Here is a 22,818-nt window from a genome sequence, read left to right as displayed (position 1 = left end):
GGCGCCGAATGCACCGTTCCACCCTCGCCGCTGCGGCCGCGCTGGCGGCCCTGCTGTCCGGCTGCAATCTTGCGCCGCAGCACCGCACGCCGGACATGCCCGTGCCCGACACGGTGGGCAGCACCGCAGCCAATCCGGCACAGGCCGACGAGGCCAGCCTGCAGGCGGCCGCCGCGCTGGACTGGGTGCAGTCCCGGCAGCTGCGCGAGGTCATTGCGCTGGCCCTGGCCAACAACCGCGACCTGCGCGTGGCCGTGGAGAACATCGAGCGCGCGCGTGCCCAGTACGGCATCACGCGCGCCGACCTGCTGCCCAGCGTCAACGCCCAGGCCCAGGCCAGCCGTGCGCGCACGGCCGCCGGCATGACCAGCGCCACGCAGGCGGCATCGGTCAGCACCCAGTACACGGCCCAGCTGGGCTTTGCCAGCTACGAGATCGACCTCTGGGGCCGCGTGCGCAACCTCAGCGAGGCCGCGCTGCAGCAGTTCCTGCAAAGCGAGCAGAACCGGCGCAATGTGCAGATCGGCCTGGTGGCCGACGTGGCCAACGCCTGGCTCACGCTGGCCGCCGACCAGGCCCGCCTGCAGCTGGCACGCGACACCCTGGCCAGCCGCGAGAAGGCCTACGAACTGACGCGGCGCATGCATGAGATAGGTTCGACCTCGGGCCTGGTGCTGGCCCAGAACCAGACCACGGTGGACACGGCGCGCGGCGACGTGGCCAGCTTCACCTCCCAGGTGGAGCGTGACCGCAACGCCCTGCAGTTGCTGGTGGGCGGTCCGCTGCCCGACAGCCTGCTGCCCGGCGCCGCCACGCTGCGCGCCGGCGCCCAGCCTGCGGCGGCGCTGCAGCCCGTGCCTGCACCGCTGCCCTCCAGCGTGCTGCTGGTGCGCCCCGATATCCAAGCCGCCGAGAACAACCTGCGCGCCATGGAGGCCAACATCGGCGCCGCCCGCGCAGCCATGTTCCCCACCATCAGCCTCACGGCCAGCGTGGGATCGGGCAGCCGCGAGCTCGATGGCCTCTTTGGCGGCAGCAGCAGCACCTGGAGCTTCATCCCCCTGGTGCGCCTGCCCATCTTCGACGGTGGCCGCAACCGTGCGGGCGTGCAGGTGGCCGAGGCCAACCAGCGCATCGCCATCGCCCAGTACGAGAAGGCCGTGCAGACGGCCTTCCGCGAGACCGCCGACGTGCTGGCCGACCGCGCGCAGTGGGACGAGCGCCTGGCCGCCCAGACCAGCATGGTCGCGGCCACGCAAAAGGCCTTCGACCTGTCGGAGGCACGCTTCAAGGCCGGCGTGGACAACTACCTCACCGTGCTGGATGCGCAGCGCAGCCTCTACACGGCCCAGCAGACCCTGATCGGCCTGCGCCTGTCCGAGCAGCTCAACCGCGTCACGCTGTGGAAGGTGCTGGGCGGCGAGCAGGTGCAGGCGCCGTCCGCCTCTGAGCCGGCGAATTCCTGAGCGCGGGCGGTGTATTCTGCGGGCCCGCAGAACTTGCCGCCCGACCACGATGAGCCCCTTTGCCAACACCCCCGAGCCGCCTTACTACGCCGTCATCTTCTCGTCGCGCAGAACGCCGGACGACGATGATGGCTACGGCCTCATGGCCCAGCGCATGGTGGACCTGGCCGCGCAGCAGCAGGGTTTCCTGGGTGCGGAAAGCACGCGCGGCGAGGACGGTTTCGGCATCACCGTGTCCTACTGGTCCACGGCCGAATCCATCGCGCGCTGGAAGCAGGATGCCGAGCACCTGGTCGCCCAGCAACTGGGCAAGGACGCCTGGTACGAGCACTATGAATTGCGCGTGGCCCGCGTGGAGCGCGCCTACGGCAAGCGCTGAACCCGGGCCGCCTCCGCCTGGACCACGGCCTCGGCCAGCAGCGCGATGGAGCGCGGCGCGCAGCCCTCTGCATCGTTGCTCACCGTCACGAAGGCGGGCAGCCCGCGGCTGGTGATGCCATCGATGGTCTTGGCGAGGATGGCGCGCGTGTGCGCATCGGGCGTGCGGATCTCGTCGAAGGGGTCGTGCTTCTTTTGCGCATCGGGATAGCCGTAGGCACCGAACTCGCGGTTCAGGTTCCAGCGGCAGACCAGCGGGGTGGGCCACAGCCCGCGCAGAAAAACCAGTTGCTCCTCGATGGGGGGCATCTTGCCGTGCAGTCCCAGGCAGAAGGTGGCGCCACTGGCGCGCAGGGTGTCGGCCAACTGCGGCGTCAGCAGCTCCGGGTCGCGCACCTCCACCGCCACGATGATCTGCGCGCCCAGCGGATGGGCGGCCAGCGCCGCGCGCACCGCCTCCAGCATGGCCTGCAGCCGCGCCAGCAGTTCGGTGGGGCGGCTGAGCAGGCCCCAGGTCATCGGGCTGAGCTGGAACACCAGCACGCCCAGCCGCTCGCCCAGCCCTTCGAGCGTGGGCTCGACGAAGCTGGTGACGGCCAGATCGGGTTGAAGGAACACCGGGTTCAGCGACATGCCCTTGCCGTCCTCGTCACGCACCTGCGCGTCGGTAACCACGGATGGGCACTTGACCACGAAGCGGAAATCGGCCGGCACCTGGCCCGCGAAGGCCAGGTACTGGCTGGCCGTCAACGGCCTCCAGAAGCTGCGGTCCACGCAGACCGTTCGCATCAACGGATGCCGGCCATAGGCCTCCAGTCCCTTCTTGGCCAGCACGCTTTTGTCATATGCGCCATCCCAGATCAAACCTTCCCAGCCCGGGTAGGACCAGGTGGAGACTCCCATGCGCAGGCCCTGCGCAAGCTGGTCCGCCAGCGCCTGCCATAGCAGGGCCTGGGGCGCCAGCTGCACGGCGCCGGCGGCCTTGCGCGGTGCCGGTGTGCGGCCGGCAGGCGCAGGCGGCGGGGCAGGGGCCGATGGTGGGGGAGAACCGAACAGATCGTCTTGCATTCGAAGCTGGTGATTGTGGCAGAGGGTGCCTGCCTGCCGCAGGGCCCCGGCAAAAGCAGGCAGTGGATTGATTTTGCAAGCCCTTGAATTCATTGGCCTGCAAGAAATGCTTGCATTTGCGGGTCGGCCGTGAGCGGCCCGGCCCGAATCGCGTGTGGCACACTTGGCCGCTTTTCCGGATTCCACGCCACGGGGCGCCTCTCGAATGCAAAAAATCATTGCCCAAATCGCCGCAGAACTGAATGTCAAGCCGCAGCAGGTGGGTGCCGCGGTCGAATTGCTTGATGGCGGAGCCACGGTTCCGTTCGTCGCGCGCTACCGCAAGGAAGTCACGGGCGGACTGGACGACGCGCAGCTGCGCCAGCTCGACGAACGCCTGGGCTACCTGCGCGAGCTGGAGGACCGCCGGGGCGCGGTGCTCAAGGCCATCGACGAGCAGGGCAAGCTGACCGACGCGCTGCGCCTGGCCATTGCCAATGCGCCCACCAAGCAGGAGCTGGAGGACATCTACCTGCCCTTCAAGCAAAAGCGCCGCACCAAGGGACAGATCGCCAAGGAATTCGGCATCGAGCCGCTGGCCGACAAGCTGTTTGCCGACCCCACGCTGGACCCGCACAAGGAGGCCGAGGCCTTCTGCAAGCCGGCCACCACCCTGGACGACGGCAAGCCGGGCCCCGATTTCTCGACCACGTTGGCCGTGCTCGATGGTGTGCGCGACATCCTGTCGGAGCGCTGGGCCGAAGACCCGGCCCTGGTGCAGAAGCTGCGCGAATGGCTGTGGGAAGACGGCCTGCTGCGCTCCAAGAAGGTCGAATCCAAGAACGAGAACGACCCCGAGGTCGCCAAGTTCCGCGACTATTTCGAATACGACGAGCCCATCGGCCGCGTGCCTTCGCACCGCGCGCTGGCGGTGTTCCGCGGCCGCGCGCTGGAAATCCTCGAGGCCAAGCTGGTCCAGCCCGTGGAACCCGAGCCCGGCCAGCCCAGCCTGGCCGAAGGCAAGATCGCCCTGCACCTGGGCTGGAGCCACGCCAAGCGCGCCAGCGACGACCTGATCCGCAAGTGCGTGGCCTGGACCTGGCGCGTCAAGCTCAGCCTGTCCACCGAGCGCGACCTGTTCTCGCGCCTGCGCGAAGACGCCGAGAAGGTGGCCATCAAGGTCTTTGGCGACAACCTGCGCGACCTGCTGCTGGCCGCCCCTGCGGGGCAGCGCGCCGTCATCGGCCTGGACCCGGGCATCCGCACGGGCGTCAAGGTGGCCGTGGTGGACAGCACGGGCAAGCTGGTGGACACCACCACCATCTACCCGCACGAGCCGCGCCGCGACTGGGACGGCTCGCTGGCCGTGCTGGCCCGCCTGGTCGAAAAGCACCAGATCAACCTGATCGCCATCGGCAACGGCACGGCCAGCCGCGAGACCGACAAGCTGGCCGCCGACCTGATCAAGATCGCCAGCAAGGCCGACCGCCAGATCGAGAAGGTCGTGGTCAGCGAGGCTGGCGCTTCCGTATATTCCGCCAGCGAGTTCGCCTCGCAGGAAATGCCCGACGTGGACGTGAGCCTGCGCGGCGCCGCCAGCATTGCGCGCCGCCTGCAGGACCCGCTGGCCGAGCTGGTCAAGATCGACCCCAAGAGCATTGGCGTGGGCCAGTACCAGCACGACGTGAACCAGAGCGAGCTGGCGCGCCAGCTCGACGCCGTGGTCGAGGACTGCGTGAACTCCGTGGGCGTGGACCTGAACACGGCCTCGGCGCCGCTGCTGTCGCGCGTCTCGGGCCTGTCGGGCAGCGTGGCCAAGTCGGTGGTGCGCTGGCGCGATGCCAACGGCTCCTTCAGGAGCCGCAAGCAGCTGATGGACGTGGCCGGCCTGGGCGCCAAGACCTTCGAGCAGGCGGCGGGCTTTCTGCGCATCCGCGGCGGCGACAATCCGCTGGACATGACGGGCGTGCACCCGGAAACCTACCCGGTGGTCGAACGCATCATTGCCACCACGGGCAAGAGCGTGGACCAGCTCATGGGCCGCTCCGAAGTGCTCAAGGGCCTGAAGGCCGAGCAGTTCGTGAGCGAGCAGTTCGGTGCCATCACCGTCAAGGACATCCTGGGCGAGCTGGAAAAGCCCGGCCGCGATCCGCGTCCGGACTTCGTCGTGGCCCGTTTCAATGACGGGGTGGAGGACATCAAGGACCTCAAGGAAGGCATGACGCTGGAGGGCACGGTCAGCAACGTGGCCCAGTTCGGCGCCTTCGTGGACCTGGGCGTGCACCAGGACGGCCTGGTCCACGTCAGCCAGATGAGCCACAAGTTCGTCGAGGACGCTCGCGAGGTGGTCAAGACCGGCCAGATCGTCAAGGTCAAGGTGCTGGAGGTCGATGTGGCGCGCAAGCGCATCAGCCTGACCATGAAGCTGGATGCGGCACCGGCGCGGCGCGACGGCCCCCGTGACAACCGCTTCGAGAGCGCAGGCCGCGGCAGCCAGGGCGGGCAGCGCCGTGCGCCCGAGCCGGTGCAGCAATCGGCCATGGCCTCGGCCTTCGCCAAGCTGCAGACTCGCAAGTAGTCCCGCGCACGGCAAGGCAGGAAACGCGATGGCTGCGCATGCACTGGACCTGCAGACGCTGTTGGCACAGGCCCTGGCCCTACCGGCGCAGCCGCGCATCGTGGCCTTGCTGCTGCGCGAGCTGGTGCCCGAGCAGCCCAGCCTGCGCCGGCTGAGCCAGCTCTTCGCAGCCGACCCTGCGCTGGCCGCCGGGCTGCTGGCACAGGCCAACGGCCCGGTGTTCGGCATGGCGGGACGTGTCACCGGCATTCCCGAGGCGCTGGCCCTGCTGGCGCCCGCGCAGCTGCGCCAGATCGTGCGGGGCATACCGCTGGGCGTGGGCGCCCATGCCGTGCCGGGCATGGCCATGCCGGCCTTCTGGCGCTACAGCGTGGAAGCCGCCCGCGTGGCGCGCGCGCTGGCCGGCACCGTGCAGGCCAGCCCCACGGCGGCCTATGCCGCAGGGCTGATGCACGGCCTGGGGGAGCTGGCCATGCACATGATCGACCCCGGCCGCGCCGCCACCATCACCGAACTGGTCGGCCCGCTGGACCCGCGTCGCGCCGAGCTGGAAATGCGGCTGTGCGGCTACACATACAGCCATGTCAGTGCGGGCTTGGCCCGCCGCTGGAACCTTCCGCCGCTGCTGGCCGATGCGCTGCAGCACCTGTACGCGCCGCTGGCCCAGCCGGGCTTCGATCCGCTGGCCTGCGTGCTGCACATCGCTGCCTGGCGCGCCCGCTCGCGCGAGGCGCAGTGGGACGAGCGTGCCCTGGCCGTGAGCTTTCCCGGCGAAGTGGGCGTGGCCCTGGGCCTGGACATCGACATGGTCCTGCGCCAGGACCCGGTGGACTGGATGGCCGACACCGGCCTGGACGTGGTGCTGTAGCGCCTCGCTCCTGCCTCAGTGCCTGTGCCAGGGCGCCGGCACCATGTCGAACAGCGGCGTGGGATCGCGCCGGTAGGGCGCGGGGCTGACGGGCGCCATGGGCTGCATGGTCATGGGGTCTATGCGCGCCAGCTGCTGCATCCATCCGATGTCCACGCCGCCGCCCGGTGCGGGGCGCGAGTAGATCAGCTCCAGCATGCGACGCGATGCCACATGGCCGTGGGATGCGGCCTGCTGGTACAGGCGCAGCGCCTCGGTGTAGTTGGCCGGCACGCCGTCGCCGCGGTGGTAGCGCTGCGCCTGCTCCCATTGCTGCTGGGCCGTGACGGGCTGGCGCACCTGGATGTCCTGCTCGCTGGGCGCTCCACTCAGCTGCGGCGTGCGCTGCATGGCCTGCGGTCCCTGCGCTGCAGGCGTGGAGCTGCCCTGCGCCGACACCAGCTGGCCTGCGGGCCGCAGGCGCTCGCCCAGCATCTGTGCATTGGTCGCGGCGCTGGATGAGCGCGCCGCTGCCGCGCGGAACTGGCGCAGCGCTGCCTCGGGCTCGTCCTGCGCGAGCAGGGCCAGGCCCCATTCCAATTGGGCGCCGGGGCTGCCGGAGCGCGCTGCGCGCTGCAGCAGTTCCTGGTCGGGCGTGCCTGCCACGGCCAAGGCCTCGCCCACGGGTTCGGCCGTGGACAGCGGTGCCAGGCGCCGCGCCAGCAGCCATTCCAGGTACTGGGCGCGGGCCAGATCGGTCTTGGCCAGCTGGGCGATCCAGGGCCTTGCGGCCGGTGGGTCGGGCGGCTGGCCGCAGCCGTCCATGGCGCACCAGGCCAGTCCCGCACTGGCCAGCGGATGGCCGGCGCGCTGCGCGCGCTCGAACCATTGCCTGGCCTGCGGCCCGTCCTGCGCCATGGCAATGCCATGCAGTGCCAGCAGGCCCATCACCCATTGCGCCTCGCGCTGCGTGGCCAGGCTCACGCCCTTGCCTTCGGCGCGGCTGCGTAGCTGGGACAGGGCCCGTTGCTGGGCGGTGTCCGAGGTCGAGGTGATGTTGCTGGTGCCCGGCTGGGAACCGTACACGCTGGCCGTCGCCACCCGAATGGGCATGACCGGCGTGAAGCGGGCCGCCGCCTGCACATGCGGCAGTACGGCGGGAGCCAGACCTGGCAGCACCACCAGCAGTCCGGGCAGCACAAGCCTTGCGGTCAGGCGCAGCCCGATGCGCCGCCGTGGCGGGGATTCATGAGCGCTGGAGGGCATGGCAATTGCCTCTGTTTGGCTTGTGACGTGCACCGCTCATCAGCGCTTGGCCTGGGCCGGAACCACCTGCCAGAAGCGGGCCGAGCCGGTGTACTGGTCGGCGCCCAGAGAGTTGGCCATGTACTGATTGACATCCTCCAGGGAGCGCATGCCCGGGATGGCGATGAAGGCCTTGCCCTGGAGCAGCGTGGGTAGCTTGTCGGTCATGTTCTGCTCGGTGGCGAAGCAGGCCACGCCTTCCTTGCCGGGAGGCCCGGCGTTGATGACGTAGCCGGGGTTGGGACTCATCCAGTCTGGCAGGCGAACGGATTGGGCGGCGGTGATCCAGCCCGAGCGGTTCACATCGTTGGGCACCAGCCGGGTGACCTCTCCATCGGCACCGGCCATGAAGCACGACAGGTAGGAGGCGCGCGACACGGTGGTGGACAGGAACAGCTGCTCACCCGTCTCGAAAGAGGTGCGCGTGGGCGTGATGTTCTCCACCCACAGGTCCAGCTTGCGGTCGGGCGCGGGGGCGCCGTAGCGGTAGTCACCCGTGGCCACGGCCACGTTCTCGGCGGCGGTGGTGACCGGTGCCGCACTCTTGGTGTTCCAGCCGATGCGCGTCATGTGTCCATCGGCGCTGACGGCCACGAAGTCTCGCAGTGCGCGCTCGTAGGTGCTGAAGTCCACCACGCCATTGACCACCATGCCGCTGTCGGCCTGGAAGCGCCCTATGGCCTCGCGCCACTGCGGGTTGCCTGCGGTGAAGGCCGGTGCGTCGGGCGGCAGATAGCCCTTGCTGATCAGCGACTGGCGCACCAGCTCCTGGTGGATGCCGGCTTCGCCTTCCTCATACCAGTCGCGCAGCTGACGCTGGAAGTCGGGATGGGTCTGGTCCAGCGTCAGGCACTGCCAGTAGGGCAGGCGTGACCATTTGCCCAGCAGCTCGATCATGCCCAGCTCGACCAGGGTGCGCACGGCCGGGCCCGAGCCCTGGGCATAGTCGCGGCCCACGCTGAACTGCACGCCGTAGTTGCCGATACGGCCCGACAGGTCAAGGCCCTGGCTGCCGTTGCCGATGACGACTTCGTTGGCCGAATCCAGGCCCGGAATGATGGTGCGCGTGCGGAAGTCGCCCAGGTGCAGCTCCATGCCCAGCACGGCGCCGCTGCGGTTGGCGCTGTAGCCGGTTTCCAGGCGCGAGGCGCTGGTGCCTATGTCCACGTTGTTGCGCAGCACGTTCTGGTCCATGAAGGACACGGCGCCCGACACATACAGGGCCGGGCGCTGCAGCTGGATCTGGTTGTTGTTGAGCAAGATGGTGGTGAGGTTCTGCACCGTGTCCTGGCGGGCGATGTCCACCTCATAGTCCACGTAGCGGAAGGCGCTGCTGACGCGCGACATCTGGGACAGGGCGGTGACCACCATCTCCTTGGCGGCCACGGCCACGCGGCCCGAATAGTCGGGCAACTGCTTGCTGGTGATCAGCACCGTGGGCATGTGGCTGTTGCGGAACATCCTGTCCATGCACATCAGCGAATCGGAGAAGCTCGATATGGAGCGCACCGGCCGCACCACCGGGCGGTCGGCCGCATAGACTTTTTCCAGGTATTTGGAATCCTTGCGCGCATCCAGCGGCGCGCAACCCGACAGCAGCACGATGGATGCCGATACCGCGCAGGCCACCACCCGCATACAGCCCTGTCTGCCAGCCCATCGCTGGCGGAAAGTCCCTCGGTTGTCCGCATGTCCGCCGAATGCCGGCTGCAGCGCGGCATCGGGGCGGGGAAGTCCTGGCGTTGGAAGGCGGTTGCGCATGATGGACCTCTGCTGGAAAACGGCGAGCCAGGGCACTGGCGCCCAGGGGCACCGGCACCGGAAATGGGTTTTGGAAATGAAAGGCGGCCGGGTCGCAGGCCGCCTGGCCGCACTAGCGGCAGACGTTGATCAGGTCGCCCTTGAGGACCACGATCTGGTCCTTGGTCTGTGGCCCGTAGCGGTTGAACGCGCTGGCGTTGGTGTTGCTGGCCAGGTCCTGGGTGCAGGTGCGCTGCATGCCCGTGCTGCTCGTTGTGGTCGTGGTCACCACGTTCGCCTCGGTGGAGATGCCGGGAGCATTGGTCATGGACATGGCTTCGTAGCGCGCGATCTTGGCCTTGACGTTGATGGGGATGTCAGTGACGGTGTCCAGCCCCGACGATGTCTGCTGCTTGGCCGTGGGCAGTCTCAGATAGTCGACAGGCTTGCTGAGCACCACTGGATCTTCGCCGGGGGCTGCTGCATGAAGGGGGGGCGCTCCGAGTGCGAGCCAGGCCAGTAGGGCAGCCGAACAGAGATGGGCGGCGGTGTGCATGGTGGGCTCTCCTGGTGCGGTGAGCTGGCTATTCGCCGGGAAGGTGCTGCCGGAAGGCCTGGGGCCGTCCGGCAGTGTCCTTCGTCCGGCAGTCAGGCTCAGTGGTTGTTGTAGCAGGTCACGCAGCCGTTGTTGCTGGAGATGTTCTGTACTGCCATGGAACCGTTACCGGCATAGTTGACGATGCCCGAGTTCTTGGCAGCCACCACCTGGATCGAAGTGTTCTTGACTTCCACTTCGCCATAGTTGGAGGCCAGGTTGTTGACGGCCACTGCTGCGTAGCCATCGGCCTTGTTCAAGATGCCGCTGCCGGTGGCAGCGACGACCTGCAGAGAGCTGCCACTGCGGTCGATGGTGACGTTGCCTGCATTGCTGGCCAGGTTCTGGGAGGCCTTGCCACCGCCCGTTGCTACGTTGAGCACGCCGCTCCTGTTCAGCAGGGTGACCTGAACGCTGGGGCCGTTGATTTCGATCTGGGAACTGCTGCTGCCGCCGCCGCCGCCGCCACCACCGCCACCGCCACCGCCCATGGGGCCAGCCATGGCTGCTGTTGCGATCAGGCTCAGGGAAAGAATTGCAAGCGATTTCATGATGGCTCCTTGATAAGGAATCGGACTACCAGGAAAAGGTGTGTAAGCACCCGTTTTTCAGACACTTTGCGGAGGTTTCCGGCCTTGTCTCCCTGGACCCCAGCTCGTTGTCTGGACTCCAATGTGCTTGGGGTGCCCCTGCCGTTCCATCTCTTGTACGGGGTAGCCGTGAGCGCTGATCCACGTGGCGGGTACTTACCCGTGCAAACCTTTGGCTGGCGGGCTGCATCGCGTTAAAGCAGCGGCATTGGGAGGTGAATGGAGTTGGGTAGTTTCAAGGTGTAACGACAGAAAATTTGCAGTTGCAGCTTCGCTTCAGGCCGTTGATCCGGCGGGCATGGGGCCATCCAGACAACCCGGTGTATCGAATTGCATACGCTCGGTGCAGGCGCAGGAGGAAGGCGTTGAACCGGGGGCTGTCATGAGGCTGGATCAAGGGGAGGATGGCGGGCATCGGGAAGGGCATGGCCTGCCAGGCCCGACAGGCCTGCCGGTCAGGTGATCAAGAAAGTACGGACCCGGCTTCTCACACAAATGTGTTAATTTGCAAGCTACGCAATCTTTCACAAACTTCGTCAAAGATTGTGGATATCGGTGGCGATTTCTCTTAATGTGAAAGGCGCGTATGTGATCGGTTGCGTCATATACATGACGTGACATTTGAGGAGAACAGCATGAATCCATCCGACGTTCCCGCCGATGCCCGTCCCCTGATCGCCGATTCCTCGCGCGCCCAGGCCATGCTGGGCACGGGCCTGAGTTCCGCCATGTGGCCAGACTATCTGGCCGGCCAGCCCGACAAGCCCGTGCGCGTGCTGCTGGTCGATGACGATGCCCACATCCGCATGGTCATTGCCCAGGAAATCATGAACGACCCGCGCACCCTGGTCGTGGCCCAGGCCGGAAGTGTCCGAGAGGGTCGAAAGGCCATTCGCCAGCACGAGTTCGACGTGATGCTGGTCGACCTGAACCTGGGCGATGGCGAGGGCTTCGAACTGCTGGACATGATGAAGACCGTGCGGCCCACGGCCGAGGCCGTCATCATCTCCGTGATGGAAAACGACGAGCAGGTGCTGCGCGCCTTCGAGCTGGGTGCCACGGGCTACCTCGTCAAGAACTCCTGGTTCGGCAACTACCCGCAGGCCGTGCTGCAGGTGGCCAATGGCGGCGCATCCGTCACTCCCAGCCTGGCGCGCAGGTTGCTGCAGCGCTTCGACAAGACCCAGGGCGCCGAGCCCAAGCGCCGCTCGCCCGACGAGGCGGACCGCCTGTCCACCCGCGAGCGCGAGGTGCTGCGCATGGTCGCCAGCGGCTACACCAGCGCCGAGATCGGCTCGCGCCTGATGATCAGCGCCATGACGGTCAACACGCACATCAAGAACATCTACCGCAAGCTGCAGGTGCGCACACGCGCCCAGGCGGTGCGCTTTGCATCGCTGCGCGGCCTGTTCTGATTGGCTGGCGCCGCAGGGGCCCGTGCGGCCCGCCCCACCGCCGCTTCCCACCGCATGGCCATGAAGGACTCCCTTCGCGCATTGGCAGTCTGCCTGGCACTGGGCCTGCTGCAGATGCTGGCGCTTTGCGCCTGGCTTTGGCAGCAGGGCGACCAGGCTCCGCTGTGGCTTCGCCTGTGCAGCCTGGCCCTGCTGGTCTTGACGGCCTTGCTGTGTGCGATGGGTGCCTCGCGCCTGCGCAGGCTGCTGCTGTGGCGGCGCAGGCGCAGCCCCCGGCCTTCGCGCGAGGTGCAGGCCGAGCGCCGGCGCATTGCCGCCGATCTGCACGACGGCGTGGGCGGCCTTCTGGTGAATGCCATGGCCTTGCTGGAGCCGAGCGAAACCCGGCAGCGCCAGGCGCAGGAGTTGCTGGAGCAGGCCTTGCTGGACCTGCGCCTGCTGGTGGACGCCATGGACGCCGTGGAGGACGCCTTGCCCGTGCGCCTGGCGCGCCTGCGCCACCGGCTGCAGCCCGTGCTGGACCGCCGTGGCATGCAGATCCGCTGGAGCGTGGCCGATCCGCAGTCCGAGCCGGGCCTGCCCGATCTGCCCGATCTTCCTCGAGGCCAGTCGTCCCAGCACCTGCTTGCCATCACCCAGGAGGCCGTGAGCAATGTGCTGCAGCACGCACAGGCCAGCACGCTGTGGCTGGTGCTGCAGCCCCTGGAGCCGGGTATTGCGCGGGCGAACGGCGCCCATCCCGGCGCGCGCCGCGAGCTGCGCTGGGAGTTGCGCGTGGAAGACGACGGCCGCGGCCTGCCGCCCCGTACACCCGATGAGGCGCAGGGCATGGGCCTGGCAGGCATGCACCGCCGTGCCCATGCCATAGGGGCTACGCTGGACCTGGCGCCGCGTGCTGGCGGCGGCACGGTGGTGCGTGTGCGCTGGTGAGCTGGCGCGCTGTGGCAGCGGCGGCGGCGGAGTTCCAGCGATTGCGGTGCCCGCTGACAGGGCCGGCCCGCAGCGCGCTGTGCAATCTCACGATGGGCGCAAGTGCGGCAGCATCCACGCATGTATCCAAGCCCTGATGCCTGTCCCCCCATGAATCCACATCCCGACCTCACACCAGCGCCTTCCAGAAAACCAGGCGCTGAGAACGCCGCAGCCGATGCGGCCGGCAACGCGGCCGCTGCCGACGCGGCTTTCGCACGCAGCGTGCGTTCGGCCCTGCCGGGCCTGGCACAGCTGGCCGACATGGTGCCTGCGCTGCGCCTGCTCACCGGCCTGCTGGTGGCCAGCATCATCATCGCGGGCCTGTATTTCGGGCAGGGACTGCTGATTCCGCTGGCCCTGGCGCTGCTGTTCGGCTTTTTGCTCGATCCTGCGGTCTCCCGGCTCAGGCGCTGGGGCTTGCCGCGCATGGCGGCGACGCTGCTGGTGGTGGTCATGGCGCTGGCAACGCTGGCCGGAATGGGTACCTATCTGGGCAGCCAGGTGCAGCAGCTCAGCGCCGACCTGCCCACTTACCAGAGCACCATCCGCGACAAGCTGCGCAGCCTGCGCAGGAATGCCAACATGCCCAGCGCCTGGGACGGCGCCCTGCGCACCTATGACACGGTGGAGCGTGAGATCTCCCGCGGCGCCACCACGCCCCGCGTGCAGAAGGTGGAGATCCAGTCGCCCGAGCAAAAGCCCACGGCGCGCATGCTGCAGTGGCTGGGCCGAGTGGCCGAGCCCGTGACCACGGCCGGCATCGTGCTGCTGTTCGTGATCCTCATCCTGCTGGACCGCGATGACCTGCGCGACCGGCTGCTGCGCCTGATGGGCGGCAACCTGCATGTGGCCACCGACGCGCTGGACGAGGCCTCGCAGCGCATAGGCAAGTACCTGCGCATGCAGTTCGTGGTCAACATCACCTATGGACTGCCCATGGCGGCGGGGCTGTGGTTCATCGGCGTGCCGGGCGCCATTCTCTGGGGGGTGCTGGCGGCCATCATGCGGTTCGTTCCCTATGTGGGCGCCATGATCTCTGCCGCCTTCCCGCTGGCGCTGGCCTTTGCGGTGGATCCGGGCTGGCAGATGCTGCTGATGACGCTGGGGCTGATCATGGCGCTGGAGCTGATCAGCAACAACCTCATCGAGCCCTGGCTGTATGGCAGCAGCACGGGCCTGTCCACGCTATCCATCATTGCGGCCGCGACCTTCTGGACGGCGCTGTGGGGGCCGATAGGGCTGATCCTGTCCACGCCGCTCACGGTCTGCCTGCTGGTGCTGGGCCGCTACATACCGGCGCTGCAGTTCATGGAGGTGCTGCTGGGCAGCTCCCCCGTGCTGGGTCCGGCCCAGCGGCTGTACCAGCGCCTGCTGGCCGACGATGTGGAAGATGCGGTCACGCTGGCGCATGAACTGGTGGACGCAAGGCTGCCAGCGCGGGCCTCGGCGGACGAACGCTCGGCCGCAGTGGCCGGCTTCTATGACGAGGTGGCGATCCCCGCGCTGCGCCTGGCCACCCAGCAGCACCTGGAGTCGGCCACGGCCGAGCACCGGCTGCGCCTGTCCAGCGGCATGGATGCCTTGGTCGAGGAGCTGCGGGAAAGCCATCCCGCGCCCGCAGACCTGTCCTCGCGGGCCCTGCGCATCCATTGCGTGGGTGCGCGCTGGGAGGTCGATGCCCTGGCAGCGGCCATGGTGGCGCACAGCGAGGCGCTGCGCGGCCACGTGGTCAGCTGCTCGGACTGGGCGCTGGCGGCCGATCCGCAATGGCGCCAGCTGGGGCAGGGCGAGGGCGGCGGCCTGCCGCAGGGCCATGCAGGCGCACAGGCCCTTGCCGAGGCGCAATTGCTGGTGCTCTCGGTCTTCAGCGCCCAGCCCCAGACCGTGGCGCGCCAGATCATGCGGCGGGTGCGCCGCCACTGGCCGCATCTGCGCGTGGTGCTGGCGCTGTGGAATGCGCCGGCCGTGGTGTCCGACCCCGAGTTCGCGCGCCGCTGCGGCGCCGCCGCCTGCGTGTCCAGCCTGCGCGAGCTGCAGTTGTGGGTGGACGCCTTGCGCCTGCCCGACGCGGCAGGCCAGGGCCTGGCCGCGCCCATTCCCGATGACGATGAGCAGCGCGTGCGCCAGCTGCGCGACAGCGGCGTGCTCGGGCCCGGCCTGCCGCCGCTGTACCACGAGGCAGCCCAGCAGGCCGCCAATGCCTTCGACGTGAAATGGGCCCAGGTCTCATGGGTCGATGCCGACCGCGTGCACACGCCCGGCAGCCTGCTGGTGGCGGACCAGGGCGACCCCGCATCGGCCGGGATGCCGCGCGGGCAGTCCATCTGCTCGTATGTGGTGCACGGCGGCGAGCCCCTGGTGGTGCACGACGCAGCGCGCGACCCCCGGTTTGCCGGCAACCCCGCACTGCAGGCCATGCGGCTGCGCTTTTACGCAGGCGTGCCGCTCAGAAACCGCCACGGCGCGGTGCTGGGCAGCTTCTGCATCATGGACGACGCACCGCGCGAGGTCTCGCCGGCAGATCTGGAGCTGCTGGCCGTCATGGCCGAGCAGCTGATGCAGACCGTGGAAGTGCGCCGCATGATGGAAAGCGGCGCAGCGCCGGCGCCGGCGCCGGCTCCCGCTCCCGCGTCTGTACCGGCGCCGCCACCGGCCCAGTCACCGGAGCAGTCACCGGAGCAGTCACCGCCCGGCCACTGAGCCCGCTCACAGCGGCTACGGCGGCTCACAGCGAGGTGGCCAGCATCTGCTCGTAGTCGTCGGCGCTGGCCAGGCGCGGGTTGGTGCCGTGGCAATGGTCCTTGAGCGCCCCGCCGATCACGGCCGCGAACTGGGCGCGCTCCACGCCCATGGCGGCCAGGCCCGTGGGCAGGCCCAGGCGGGCGTTCATGTCGCGTATGGCTTCGGGAATGTCGCTGCCCGAGGCCAGACCCATGGCGTGGGCCATTCGCTGCAGGCGCTGTTCGGCGCGCACGCTCTCGGCCTCGGCATTGAAGCGCACCACGGCGGGCAGGAACATGGCGTTGAGCGTGCCGTGGTGCAGGCGCGGGTTCACGCCGCCCAGGCTGTGGCTGAGGCTGTGCACGCAGCCCAGGCCCTTCTGGAAGGCCATGGCGCCCTGCATGCTGGCGCTCATCAGCTGGCGGCGTGCCTCGGCGTCCTGGCCATTGCGGGTGGCGCGTTCTATGTGCGCCCAGCCGCGCGTGAGGCCGTCCAGCGCAATGCCGTCGGCAGGCGGATTGAAGGCGGCTGCCATGAAGGTTTCCATGCAGTGGGCGATGGCGTCCATGCCCGTGGCGGCCGTCAGCATGGCGGGCAGGCCGTAGGTCAGTTCCGGATCGCAGATGGCGGCGCGCGGCACCAGGTGCCAGCTGTGAAAGCCCAGCTTGCGGTGGTCGTCCACGATGATGATGGCGCCGCGCGCCACCTCGCTGCCCGTGCCGCTGGTGGTGGGCACGGCAATCAGCGGTGCCACGCGCTCGGTGATGCGCGGCGAGCCGCCCTCGATGGTGGCGTAGTGCGACAGCGGCCCTTCGTGCGTGGCCGCAATCGCCACGCCCTTGGCGCAGTCGATGGCGCTGCCGCCGCCCACGGCGATCAGGCCGTCGCAGCGCTGCTCCTGGTAGATCGCAGCGGCCGCACGCACGGCGGCCTCGGTGGGGTTGGAGGGCGTCTGGTCGAACACTGCGTGCGGCATGTCGCCCAGCCCATCCAGCGCCTTTTGCAGCACGCCGGCCGCCTTGACGCCCTGGTCGGTGACGATCAGCGGCCGCGTGATGCCCACGCGCTCGCACTCCTGGCGCAACAGGCGCACGGCGCCGAAGTCAAACTGGATCTGGGTGACGTAGTTGATGAAAGCCATGGTCGGTGACTCGTTGCGGGCCGCTGCGGCCCGTGGTGGGGATCAGGGGGAGTGCGCCGAATCTAGACCGCGCGTGCTGCACTGCAAACAAAGCAAACCCTGAGAGGGCGCCTGCGCGGTCACGGGGGCGACAGCACGGGCGTGCACTGCCATCGCATGGCTGCCAGGGCCTTGTGCTCGCGGCACAATGCCTGCTGCGCGGCGCCTGCCGTGCCTTGCCGGCCGCGCCGCATTGCCTTGCCAGATGGCTCCGATCGAACCTGTCCCTGAACTTGCTCCTGAACGTGCCCCAGCCCGAATCCCGCCCCCACGCCACGCCGCTGCCGGCGTCCCTGACCCACCAGATGCGCGATGTGCTGCGCCGCATGGAGCGCGCCGCACGCACGCCCATGCACCAGCTGGGCGCTGAGGGTGCGCGCGCCGCCTATGAGGCGGGCGCCGGCGTGCTCGAAATTCCCAAGCCCGTCCTGCCGCGTGTCGAGGACCTGCAGATTCCCGCGCGCGATGGCGCCTTGCTGCCCGCTCGGCTCTATGCGCCTGAGGAGCGTGCCCAGGCACCGGCCCCTGGCCTGCCCGTGCTGCTGTACCTGCATGGCGGCGGCTTCACCGTGGGCAGCGTGGCCACGCACGACGTGCTGTGCCGCCAGTTGGCCCACCTCTCGGGCGCCATGGTGGTCTCGCTGGACTACCGGCGCGCGCCCGAGCACAAATTCCCCACGGCCCACAACGACGCCTGGGATGCGCTGCAATGGCTGGCTTCGCAGGGCGCCTTGCTGGGCGCCGACCCTGCACGCCTGGCCGTGGGCGGCGACAGCGCGGGCGGCACGTTGGCCGCAGCCTGCGCCATCCATGCGCGCGATGCAGGCCTGAAGCTGGCCCTGCAACTGCTGATCTACCCGGGCACGACGGCCCACCAGGACACTGACTCGCACCGCCGTTTCGCCCACGGGCTGGTCATTGACGAGCCGGCCATCACCTGGTTCTTTGCCCAGTACCTCAACAGCCCTGCCGACCGCGAGGACTGGCGCTTCGCCCCGCTGCTGGCGCCTGACGTGGACGGCGTGGCCCCGGCCTGGATAGGCCTGGCCGAATGCGACCCGCTGGTGGACGAGGGCGTGGAATACGCCGACAAGCTGCGCATGTCGGGCGTGCCCGTGGATCTTGAGATCTACCGGGGCGTGACCCATGAATTCGTCAAGATGGGCCGCGCCATTGCCGAAGCGCGCCGTGCACATGCCGACATGGCGCGCGCCTTGGCCGACGCCTTCGCGGCCTGAGAGCCAGGGCACCCAAGACACCCAAGACAACAGGAGAGAAAAACCCATGCAACGCCAAGATTTCCGCACGCTGCAACGCATCGAAGTGCGCTGGTCCGAAGTGGACGCCCAGAAGATCGTCTTCAACGCCCACTACCTGATGTACGCCGACGTGGCCGTCACAGACTACTGGCGCCAGTTGGGCATGCCCTATGAGTCATCCTTCGCGGCCCTGGGCGGCGAGCTGTTCGTCAAGAAGGCCACTACCACCTACCACGCATCGGCCACGCTGGGCGACGTGCTGCATGTGGGCATACGCTGTGCCAGGCAGGGCAATACCTCGCTGTTGTTCGAGGCCGGCATCTTCCGGGGCATGGAACTGCTCAACACCGTGGAACTGGTCTATGTGTTCGCCGATGCCACCACGCGCCAGCCGCTGCCCGTGCCGCAGCAGCTGCGCGACGTGCTCACCGCCTATGAGGCCGGGCAGAGCGTGGTGCGCGTGGCATCGGGCAGCTGGAACGACCTGGGCCGCGACGCCGAGCGCCTGCGCCTGGCCGTGTTCGTGCACGAGCAGGGCGTGCCGCGCGAGATCGAGATCGACGAGTTCGACCCCGTGGCCCGCCACGCCGTGGTCTACAACGGCCTGGGCCAGCCCATTGCCACCGGCCGCCTGGTCAGCGACAGCCCCGGCGCGGGCAGGATCGGCCGCATGGCCGTGGACCGCAGCGTGCGCGGCGGCCGCTGGGGCCGCATCGTGCTGGACAGCCTGGTGGAGGCCTCCCGCCAGCGCGGCGACCGCGAAATCGTGCTGCACGCGCAGCGCCATGCCGAGTCGTTCTACCTGCGCGCGGGCTTCACGCCCGAGGGCGAGCCCTATGAAGAGGCCGGCATTCCCCACATCACCATGAGGAAAGTGCTCACCGCCTGAGCTGCAGGCAGCTCAGGCGGTGCAAGGCCCAAATCTCAAATGTCCTCGCGCAGCGCGTAGGGCAGGGGCTTGAGTTGCAGCGCCACGGCTTGCGCGGCATCGGCGCGCTGGCCCTCGCCCAGGGCGGCGTGGGCCAGCAGGCGCTGCTCAGCCGAGCTGATCTGCATGGAGACAATGGCGTCCCAGCCGCCGCCGGGCGCCGGGGCGGCCTGGACCACGGTGCCGGTGGCCTGCTCCAGATCCTCGGGCGTGAAGACTTCCATGCCGGCTGCCAGCGGCTGCTGGGCATGGGCGATGTAGGCGCGGCGCTTGAGCGTGCCCCGGAACTGGCTGCGGGCCACCACCTCCTGACCCGGGTAGCAGCCCTTCTTGAAATTCACGCCTTCCACCGATTCGTAGTTGAGCATCTGCGGCACGAAGGCATCGACCACGGGTGCCGACAGCGTGGCGATGCCGCTGGCGACTTCGCTCCAGAGCCAATCGGCCTCACTGAGTGCGGGGCCTTCGGGCAGGGGCGTGCCCACGGGCGCCACGCGCAGGGCGCGCGGCTGGCCGGCGGCCGGGTACAGGGCGATCAGGCTGGCAGCCCCGTCGTCCGCCTTGGTCCAGGGTGCGGCGCCCGCGCCCAGGGCCTGCACGGCGGAGTCGCCGGCCAGGCCGAGCAGGGTGAATTCGGCCGTGGCGTCGCTGAGCTTGCACTTGGCGCGCAGCACGAACATGGACAGGCGCTTGAGCGTGGGTGCCAGCAGGCTGCGGTCGCACAGCAGCAGGATCTCGTCCTTGCTGCGCTTGAAGCCGATGAAGCTGGCCAGCATGCGGCCCTTGGCCGTGCAGAACGCCGCCAGACGCGCATGCTGCAGATCCAGCAGCGCGAAGTCGTTGGTCAGCTGGCCATGCAGGAATGGGGCGGCGTCTTCGCCGAGGGCGCGTATCACGCCGAGATGGGAAACGGGGGCGATGCCGTTCAGTAAAGGCTGGGTCATGGCTGAATTATGATCAGCCGCTCTATTGCTTGCTTGGACCGAGGTTGTGCGCTTTATCTTTCGCGCTTTGATGATGCTGCTGGTGCTGGCAGCCGTGCTGGCCGGTGCCGGCTGGTGGTGGCTGAACCAGCCCCTGCCGCTGTCCCAGCCCACGCTGGAGCTGGAGGTCGAACCCGGCACCACGCCGCGCGGCGTCGCCCGCGAAGTGGTCAAGGCCGGGGTGCAGACCGATGCGCGGCTGCTGTACGCCTGGTTCCGCGTCTCGGGGCAGGACCGGCAGATCAAGGCCGGCAACTATGAACTGACCACGGGCCTGACCCCCTATGTGCTGCTGCAAAAGCTCGCGCGTGGCGAGGAATCGCTCAAGGCGCTGACCCTGGTCGAGGGCTGGAACTGGCGCCAGGTGCGCGCAGCCCTGGCCCGCGAGGAATTCCTGCGCCAGGAAAGCGCGGGCATGGACGATGCGGCCCTGATGCAGGCCCTGGGCCGTCCCGGGGTGGCGCCGGAGGGCCGCTTCTTCCCCGATACCTATACCTACGCCAAGGGCAGCTCCGACCTGGCCGTGCTGCGCCGGGCCCTGCATGCCATGGACCGGCGCCTGGCCGATGTCTGGGCGCTGCGCTCGGCCGACACGCCACTCAAGAGCCCCGACGAGGCCTTGACCCTGGCCAGCATCGTCGAGAAGGAAACCGGCCGCGCGGCCGACCGTGCCCAGATCGCAGGCGTGTTCACCAACCGCCTGCGCATCGGCATGCTGCTGCAGACCGATCCCACCGTGATCTACGGCCTGGGCGAGAAATTCGACGGCAACCTGCGCCGCCGCGACCTGCAGACCGACACGCCCTGGAACACCTACACCCGCGCGGGCCTGCCGCCCACGCCCATCGCCATGCCCGGCAAGGCCGCCCTCATGGCCGCCGTGCAGCCCAGCCAGACCAAGGCGCTGTATTTCGTGGCGCGCGGAGACGGCACCAGCCATTTCAGTGCCTCGCTGGACGAGCACAACCGCGCCGTCAACCGCTACCAGCGCGGCCAGCAAAAGCCCTGAGCAAAAGCCCTGAGATATTCCCTAGGGCTGCTGCGGTTCCCGCGGCGCTTGCGTATCCTCTCTTTCCATATGACCACTGCAACCCCCGCCGGCCTGTTCATCAGCTTCGAAGGCATCGATGGCGCCGGCAAGTCCTCGCACATCGCGTCGCTGGCCCAGGCTTTCCGTGACCAGGGCCGCACGGTGACGCTCACGCGCGAGCCCGGCGGCACGCCGCTGGCCGAAAAGCTGCGCGCGCTGATGCTGCACGACGCCATGGACCCGCTGACCGAGGCGCTGATCGCCTTTGCCGCGCGACGCGACCACCTGGTGCAGGTGATCGAGCCCGCGCTGGCGCGCGGCGAAGTCGTGCTCTGCGACCGCTTCACTGATGCCACCTTTGCCTACCAGGGCGCAGGCCGTGGCTTCGACCTGCAGCCGCTGGCCACGCTGGAGCGCATGGTGCAGACGGGCACCGCCCCCCAGCCCGATCTGCTGCGCGAGCCCCACCTGACGCTCTGGTTCGACCTGCCCGCCGAGGTGGCCGCCGAGCGCCTGGCCTCGGCCCGCGTGCCGGACCGCTTCGAGTCCGAACCCGGCAGCTTCTTCGCCCGCGTGGCCCAGGGCTATGCGTCGCGCGCTGCAGCAGCGCCCCAGCGCTTTGCCCGCATCGACTCCAACGCCAGCCGGCATGCGGTCTGGCAGCAGATCACGCAGGTCATGGTGCGCCGGGGCTGGCTGGCCATCATGGTCGGCGGCCAGGGAGGTGCGGCATGAACGAAGCCCTGCCACAGCCGGCCGAGACCGACACCTCCTGGATTGCCGAACAGCGCACACGCCTGCTAGCACAGCGCGGCCATGCCTGGCTGCTGCAGGGGCCTTCGGGCCTGGGGCAGTACGCGCTGTCGCTGTCACTGGTGCGTGCCTGGCTCTGCGAGTCGCCGTCGCCGCAGGGCGCCTGCGGCCACTGCGGCAGCTGCCATGCCATCGACGTGCGCGCCCATGCCGACCTGTGCGTGCTCATGCCTGAGGTGCAGATGATGGCGCTGGGCTGGCCCCTGCCCGAGAAGGCCCAGGCCGACATCGACGACAAGAAGCGCAAGCCCAGCAAGGAAATCCGTGTCGAGGCCATGCGCGACGCCGTGGAGTTCTGCCAGCGCACCAGTGCGCGCGGGCGCGGCAAGGCCGTGCTGGTCTATCCGGCCGAGCAGATGAATGCCATCACGGCCAATGCGCTGCTCAAGACGCTGGAGGAGCCGCCAGGCGATGCGCGTTTCGTGCTCGCCAGCGAGGCATCGCACCAGCTGCTGCCCACCATTCGCAGCCGTTGCCTGATCCACACCATGGCCTGGCCGGATCAGCAAGAGGCCCTTTCCTGGCTGGACACGCAGGGCGTGCCCCCTGAAGCGGCCGCCGTGGCGCTGCGCGCAGCAGGCGGGCGGCCCGGCGATGCACTGGCATTGGCGCAAAGCGGTGGCGGCAGCGACATGGCGTCGTGGTCACAGCTGCCGCGTGCGCTGGCCAAGGGCGATGTGGCGGCCCTGGCCGCCTACGCGCCGCCCCATGCCGTGGAGGCCTTGCAAAAGATCTGCCACGACCTGATGGCACTGGCCGCAGGCGCCGCGCCGCGCTACTTCACGCCAGCCGACCTGCCTTCGCGGCCGCTGGACATGGGCCTGCTGGCCGAATGGTCGCGAACCCTGGCCCAGGCCGCGCGCACGGCCGACCATCCCTTTAACGCAGGCCTCATGGCAGAAGCCCTGGCCGCAGAGGCGCGGCGCGTGCTCATGTCCGGCCAGCCTGCCCGCCAGCGCCGGGCATGAAGG

The 22,818-nt window shown here is 68.9% G+C and carries 19 protein-coding genes; 12 read left to right on the top strand and 7 right to left on the bottom strand.

All coding sequences use genetic code 11. From position 1 onward, the window contains the following. Nucleotides 1-8: 8 nt before the first annotated feature. Nucleotides 9-1,466 (top strand): efflux transporter outer membrane subunit, encoded by a 1,458-nt coding sequence (locus HFGMBDPB_RS22000; protein ID WP_017407319.1) that lies wholly within the window; start codon nt 9-11, stop codon nt 1,464-1,466. Nucleotides 1,467-1,515: 49 nt separating this feature from the next. Further along, nucleotides 1,516-1,845, top strand: a complete 330-nt coding sequence (locus HFGMBDPB_RS21995; RefSeq protein ID WP_016446802.1) for an antibiotic biosynthesis monooxygenase family protein — start codon at nt 1,516-1,518, stop codon at nt 1,843-1,845. Here HFGMBDPB_RS21995 and HFGMBDPB_RS21990 read toward each other — a convergent pair. Then, nucleotides 1,830-2,912: a DUF72 domain-containing protein gene (locus HFGMBDPB_RS21990; RefSeq protein ID WP_212646255.1), complete on the bottom strand. Its 1,083-nt coding sequence runs from the start codon at nt 2,910-2,912 to the stop codon at nt 1,830-1,832. The two genes, HFGMBDPB_RS21995 and HFGMBDPB_RS21990, sit on opposite strands and share 16 nt — an antisense overlap. A gap of 205 nt (nt 2,913-3,117) precedes the next feature. Here HFGMBDPB_RS21990 and HFGMBDPB_RS21985 point away from each other — a divergent pair, with 205 nt between their 5' ends. Together HFGMBDPB_RS21985 and HFGMBDPB_RS21980 are read left to right on the top strand one after the other, a co-directional pair. Next, nucleotides 3,118-5,469, top strand: a complete 2,352-nt coding sequence (locus HFGMBDPB_RS21985) for a Tex family protein (protein WP_016446804.1) — start codon at nt 3,118-3,120, stop codon at nt 5,467-5,469. 28 nt (nt 5,470-5,497) lie between these two features. After that, nucleotides 5,498-6,337, top strand: coding sequence for an HDOD domain-containing protein (locus tag HFGMBDPB_RS21980; protein WP_016446805.1), 840 nt, complete (start codon nt 5,498-5,500; stop codon nt 6,335-6,337). A gap of 15 nt (nt 6,338-6,352) precedes the next feature. On the opposite strand, the gene HFGMBDPB_RS21975 is transcribed toward HFGMBDPB_RS21980, so the two are convergent. The 4 genes from HFGMBDPB_RS21975 to HFGMBDPB_RS21960 form a co-directional block, all read right to left on the bottom strand. Beyond that, nucleotides 6,353-7,582: an SEL1-like repeat protein gene (locus HFGMBDPB_RS21975; protein ID WP_212646254.1), complete on the bottom strand. Its 1,230-nt coding sequence runs from the start codon at nt 7,580-7,582 to the stop codon at nt 6,353-6,355. Nucleotides 7,583-7,621: 39 nt separating this feature from the next. Beyond that, a complete protein-coding gene (locus tag HFGMBDPB_RS21970; RefSeq protein WP_212646253.1) occupies nt 7,622-9,259 on the bottom strand; it encodes a DUF4384 domain-containing protein in 1,638 nt (545 codons plus the stop codon). A 235-nt stretch (nt 9,260-9,494) separates the two neighbouring features. After that, nucleotides 9,495-9,818, bottom strand: a complete 324-nt coding sequence (locus HFGMBDPB_RS21965; RefSeq protein WP_227472563.1) for a hypothetical protein — start codon at nt 9,816-9,818, stop codon at nt 9,495-9,497. A 197-nt stretch (nt 9,819-10,015) separates the two neighbouring features. Continuing rightward, entirely contained in the window at nt 10,016-10,507 is a 492-nt protein-coding gene (locus HFGMBDPB_RS21960) for a hypothetical protein (protein ID WP_160853385.1), read from the bottom strand. A gap of 674 nt (nt 10,508-11,181) precedes the next feature. Between HFGMBDPB_RS21960 and HFGMBDPB_RS21955 the strand changes: the two genes are divergently transcribed. The 3 genes from HFGMBDPB_RS21955 (at nt 11,182) to HFGMBDPB_RS21945 (ending at nt 15,633) form a co-directional block, all read left to right on the top strand. Continuing rightward, a complete protein-coding gene (locus HFGMBDPB_RS21955; RefSeq protein WP_016446810.1) occupies nt 11,182-11,961 on the top strand; it encodes a LuxR C-terminal-related transcriptional regulator in 780 nt (259 codons plus the stop codon). A gap of 60 nt (nt 11,962-12,021) precedes the next feature. Further along, nucleotides 12,022-12,891, top strand: a complete 870-nt coding sequence (locus tag HFGMBDPB_RS21950; protein ID WP_223275273.1) for a sensor histidine kinase — start codon at nt 12,022-12,024, stop codon at nt 12,889-12,891. A 150-nt stretch (nt 12,892-13,041) separates the two neighbouring features. After that, nucleotides 13,042-15,633 carry an AI-2E family transporter gene (locus HFGMBDPB_RS21945; RefSeq protein ID WP_212646252.1) on the top strand — a complete coding sequence of 864 codons (2,592 nt, stop codon included), beginning with the start codon at nt 13,042-13,044 and terminating at the stop codon, nt 15,631-15,633. Between the two features lie 25 nt (nt 15,634-15,658). Here the strand turns inward: HFGMBDPB_RS21945 and gbd are convergent, their stop codons facing one another. After that, complete coding sequence (gene gbd, locus HFGMBDPB_RS21940; RefSeq protein WP_016446813.1) at nt 15,659-16,795, bottom strand: 4-hydroxybutyrate dehydrogenase; 1,137 nt, start codon at nt 16,793-16,795, stop codon at nt 15,659-15,661. Nucleotides 16,796-17,067: 272 nt separating this feature from the next. Between gbd and HFGMBDPB_RS21935 the strand changes: the two genes are divergently transcribed. Beyond that, nucleotides 17,068-18,072: an alpha/beta hydrolase gene (locus HFGMBDPB_RS21935; protein WP_249343621.1), complete on the top strand. Its 1,005-nt coding sequence runs from the start codon at nt 17,068-17,070 to the stop codon at nt 18,070-18,072. A gap of 46 nt (nt 18,073-18,118) precedes the next feature. Further along, complete coding sequence (locus HFGMBDPB_RS21930) at nt 18,119-18,982, top strand: YbgC/FadM family acyl-CoA thioesterase (RefSeq protein WP_046987602.1); 864 nt, start codon at nt 18,119-18,121, stop codon at nt 18,980-18,982. Nucleotides 18,983-19,017: 35 nt separating this feature from the next. On the opposite strand, the gene ygfZ is transcribed toward HFGMBDPB_RS21930, so the two are convergent. Next, nucleotides 19,018-19,965 (bottom strand): CAF17-like 4Fe-4S cluster assembly/insertion protein YgfZ, encoded by a 948-nt coding sequence (gene ygfZ / locus HFGMBDPB_RS21925; protein ID WP_212646250.1) that lies wholly within the window; start codon nt 19,963-19,965, stop codon nt 19,018-19,020. Between the two features lie 46 nt (nt 19,966-20,011). On the opposite strand from ygfZ, the gene mltG reads away from it, so the two are divergent. The 3 genes from mltG (at nt 20,012) to HFGMBDPB_RS21910 (ending at nt 22,815) form a co-directional block, all read left to right on the top strand. Next, complete coding sequence (mltG, locus tag HFGMBDPB_RS21920; RefSeq protein ID WP_016446816.1) at nt 20,012-21,013, top strand: endolytic transglycosylase MltG; 1,002 nt, start codon at nt 20,012-20,014, stop codon at nt 21,011-21,013. 69 nt (nt 21,014-21,082) lie between these two features. Then, on the top strand, nt 21,083-21,769 hold the full coding sequence (tmk, locus tag HFGMBDPB_RS21915) for a dTMP kinase (RefSeq protein WP_016452861.1): 687 nt from the start codon (nt 21,083-21,085) through the stop codon (nt 21,767-21,769). Next, complete coding sequence (locus HFGMBDPB_RS21910; RefSeq protein WP_016446818.1) at nt 21,766-22,815, top strand: DNA polymerase III subunit delta'; 1,050 nt, start codon at nt 21,766-21,768, stop codon at nt 22,813-22,815. The genes tmk and HFGMBDPB_RS21910 overlap by 4 nt, the downstream gene beginning before the upstream one ends. Nucleotides 22,816-22,818 lie beyond the last annotated feature (3 nt).

Source organism: Delftia sp. PE138, from assembly GCF_018320755.1.
Taxonomy (GTDB): Bacteria; Pseudomonadota; Gammaproteobacteria; order Burkholderiales; family Burkholderiaceae_C; genus Comamonas; species Comamonas tsuruhatensis.
The sequence above is the reverse complement of the archived record's forward strand: the minus strand, read 5'-3'. Positions and strand labels throughout refer to the sequence as shown.

Coding starts and splice junctions, on each gene's coding strand:
- HFGMBDPB_RS22000 (WP_017407319.1), top strand. CDS start 9: ATGCACCGTTCCACCCTCGCCGCTGCGGCCGCGCTGGCGGCCCTGCTG.
- HFGMBDPB_RS21995 (WP_016446802.1), top strand. CDS start 1,516: ATGAGCCCCTTTGCCAACACCCCCGAGCCGCCTTACTACGCCGTCATC.
- HFGMBDPB_RS21990 (WP_212646255.1), bottom strand. CDS start 2,912: ATGCAAGACGATCTGTTCGGTTCTCCCCCACCATCGGCCCCTGCCCCG.
- HFGMBDPB_RS21985 (WP_016446804.1), top strand. CDS start 3,118: ATGCAAAAAATCATTGCCCAAATCGCCGCAGAACTGAATGTCAAGCCG.
- HFGMBDPB_RS21980 (WP_016446805.1), top strand. CDS start 5,498: ATGGCTGCGCATGCACTGGACCTGCAGACGCTGTTGGCACAGGCCCTG.
- HFGMBDPB_RS21975 (WP_212646254.1), bottom strand. CDS start 7,582: ATGCCCTCCAGCGCTCATGAATCCCCGCCACGGCGGCGCATCGGGCTG.
- HFGMBDPB_RS21970 (WP_212646253.1), bottom strand. CDS start 9,259: ATGCGGGTGGTGGCCTGCGCGGTATCGGCATCCATCGTGCTGCTGTCG.
- HFGMBDPB_RS21960 (WP_160853385.1), bottom strand. CDS start 10,507: ATGAAATCGCTTGCAATTCTTTCCCTGAGCCTGATCGCAACAGCAGCC.
- HFGMBDPB_RS21955 (WP_016446810.1), top strand. CDS start 11,182: ATGAATCCATCCGACGTTCCCGCCGATGCCCGTCCCCTGATCGCCGAT.
- HFGMBDPB_RS21950 (WP_223275273.1), top strand. CDS start 12,022: ATGAAGGACTCCCTTCGCGCATTGGCAGTCTGCCTGGCACTGGGCCTG.
- HFGMBDPB_RS21945 (WP_212646252.1), top strand. CDS start 13,042: ATGAATCCACATCCCGACCTCACACCAGCGCCTTCCAGAAAACCAGGC.
- gbd (WP_016446813.1), bottom strand. CDS start 16,795: ATGGCTTTCATCAACTACGTCACCCAGATCCAGTTTGACTTCGGCGCC.
- HFGMBDPB_RS21930 (WP_046987602.1), top strand. CDS start 18,119: ATGCAACGCCAAGATTTCCGCACGCTGCAACGCATCGAAGTGCGCTGG.
- ygfZ (WP_212646250.1), bottom strand. CDS start 19,965: ATGACCCAGCCTTTACTGAACGGCATCGCCCCCGTTTCCCATCTCGGC.
- tmk (WP_016452861.1), top strand. CDS start 21,083: ATGACCACTGCAACCCCCGCCGGCCTGTTCATCAGCTTCGAAGGCATC.
- HFGMBDPB_RS21910 (WP_016446818.1), top strand. CDS start 21,766: ATGAACGAAGCCCTGCCACAGCCGGCCGAGACCGACACCTCCTGGATT.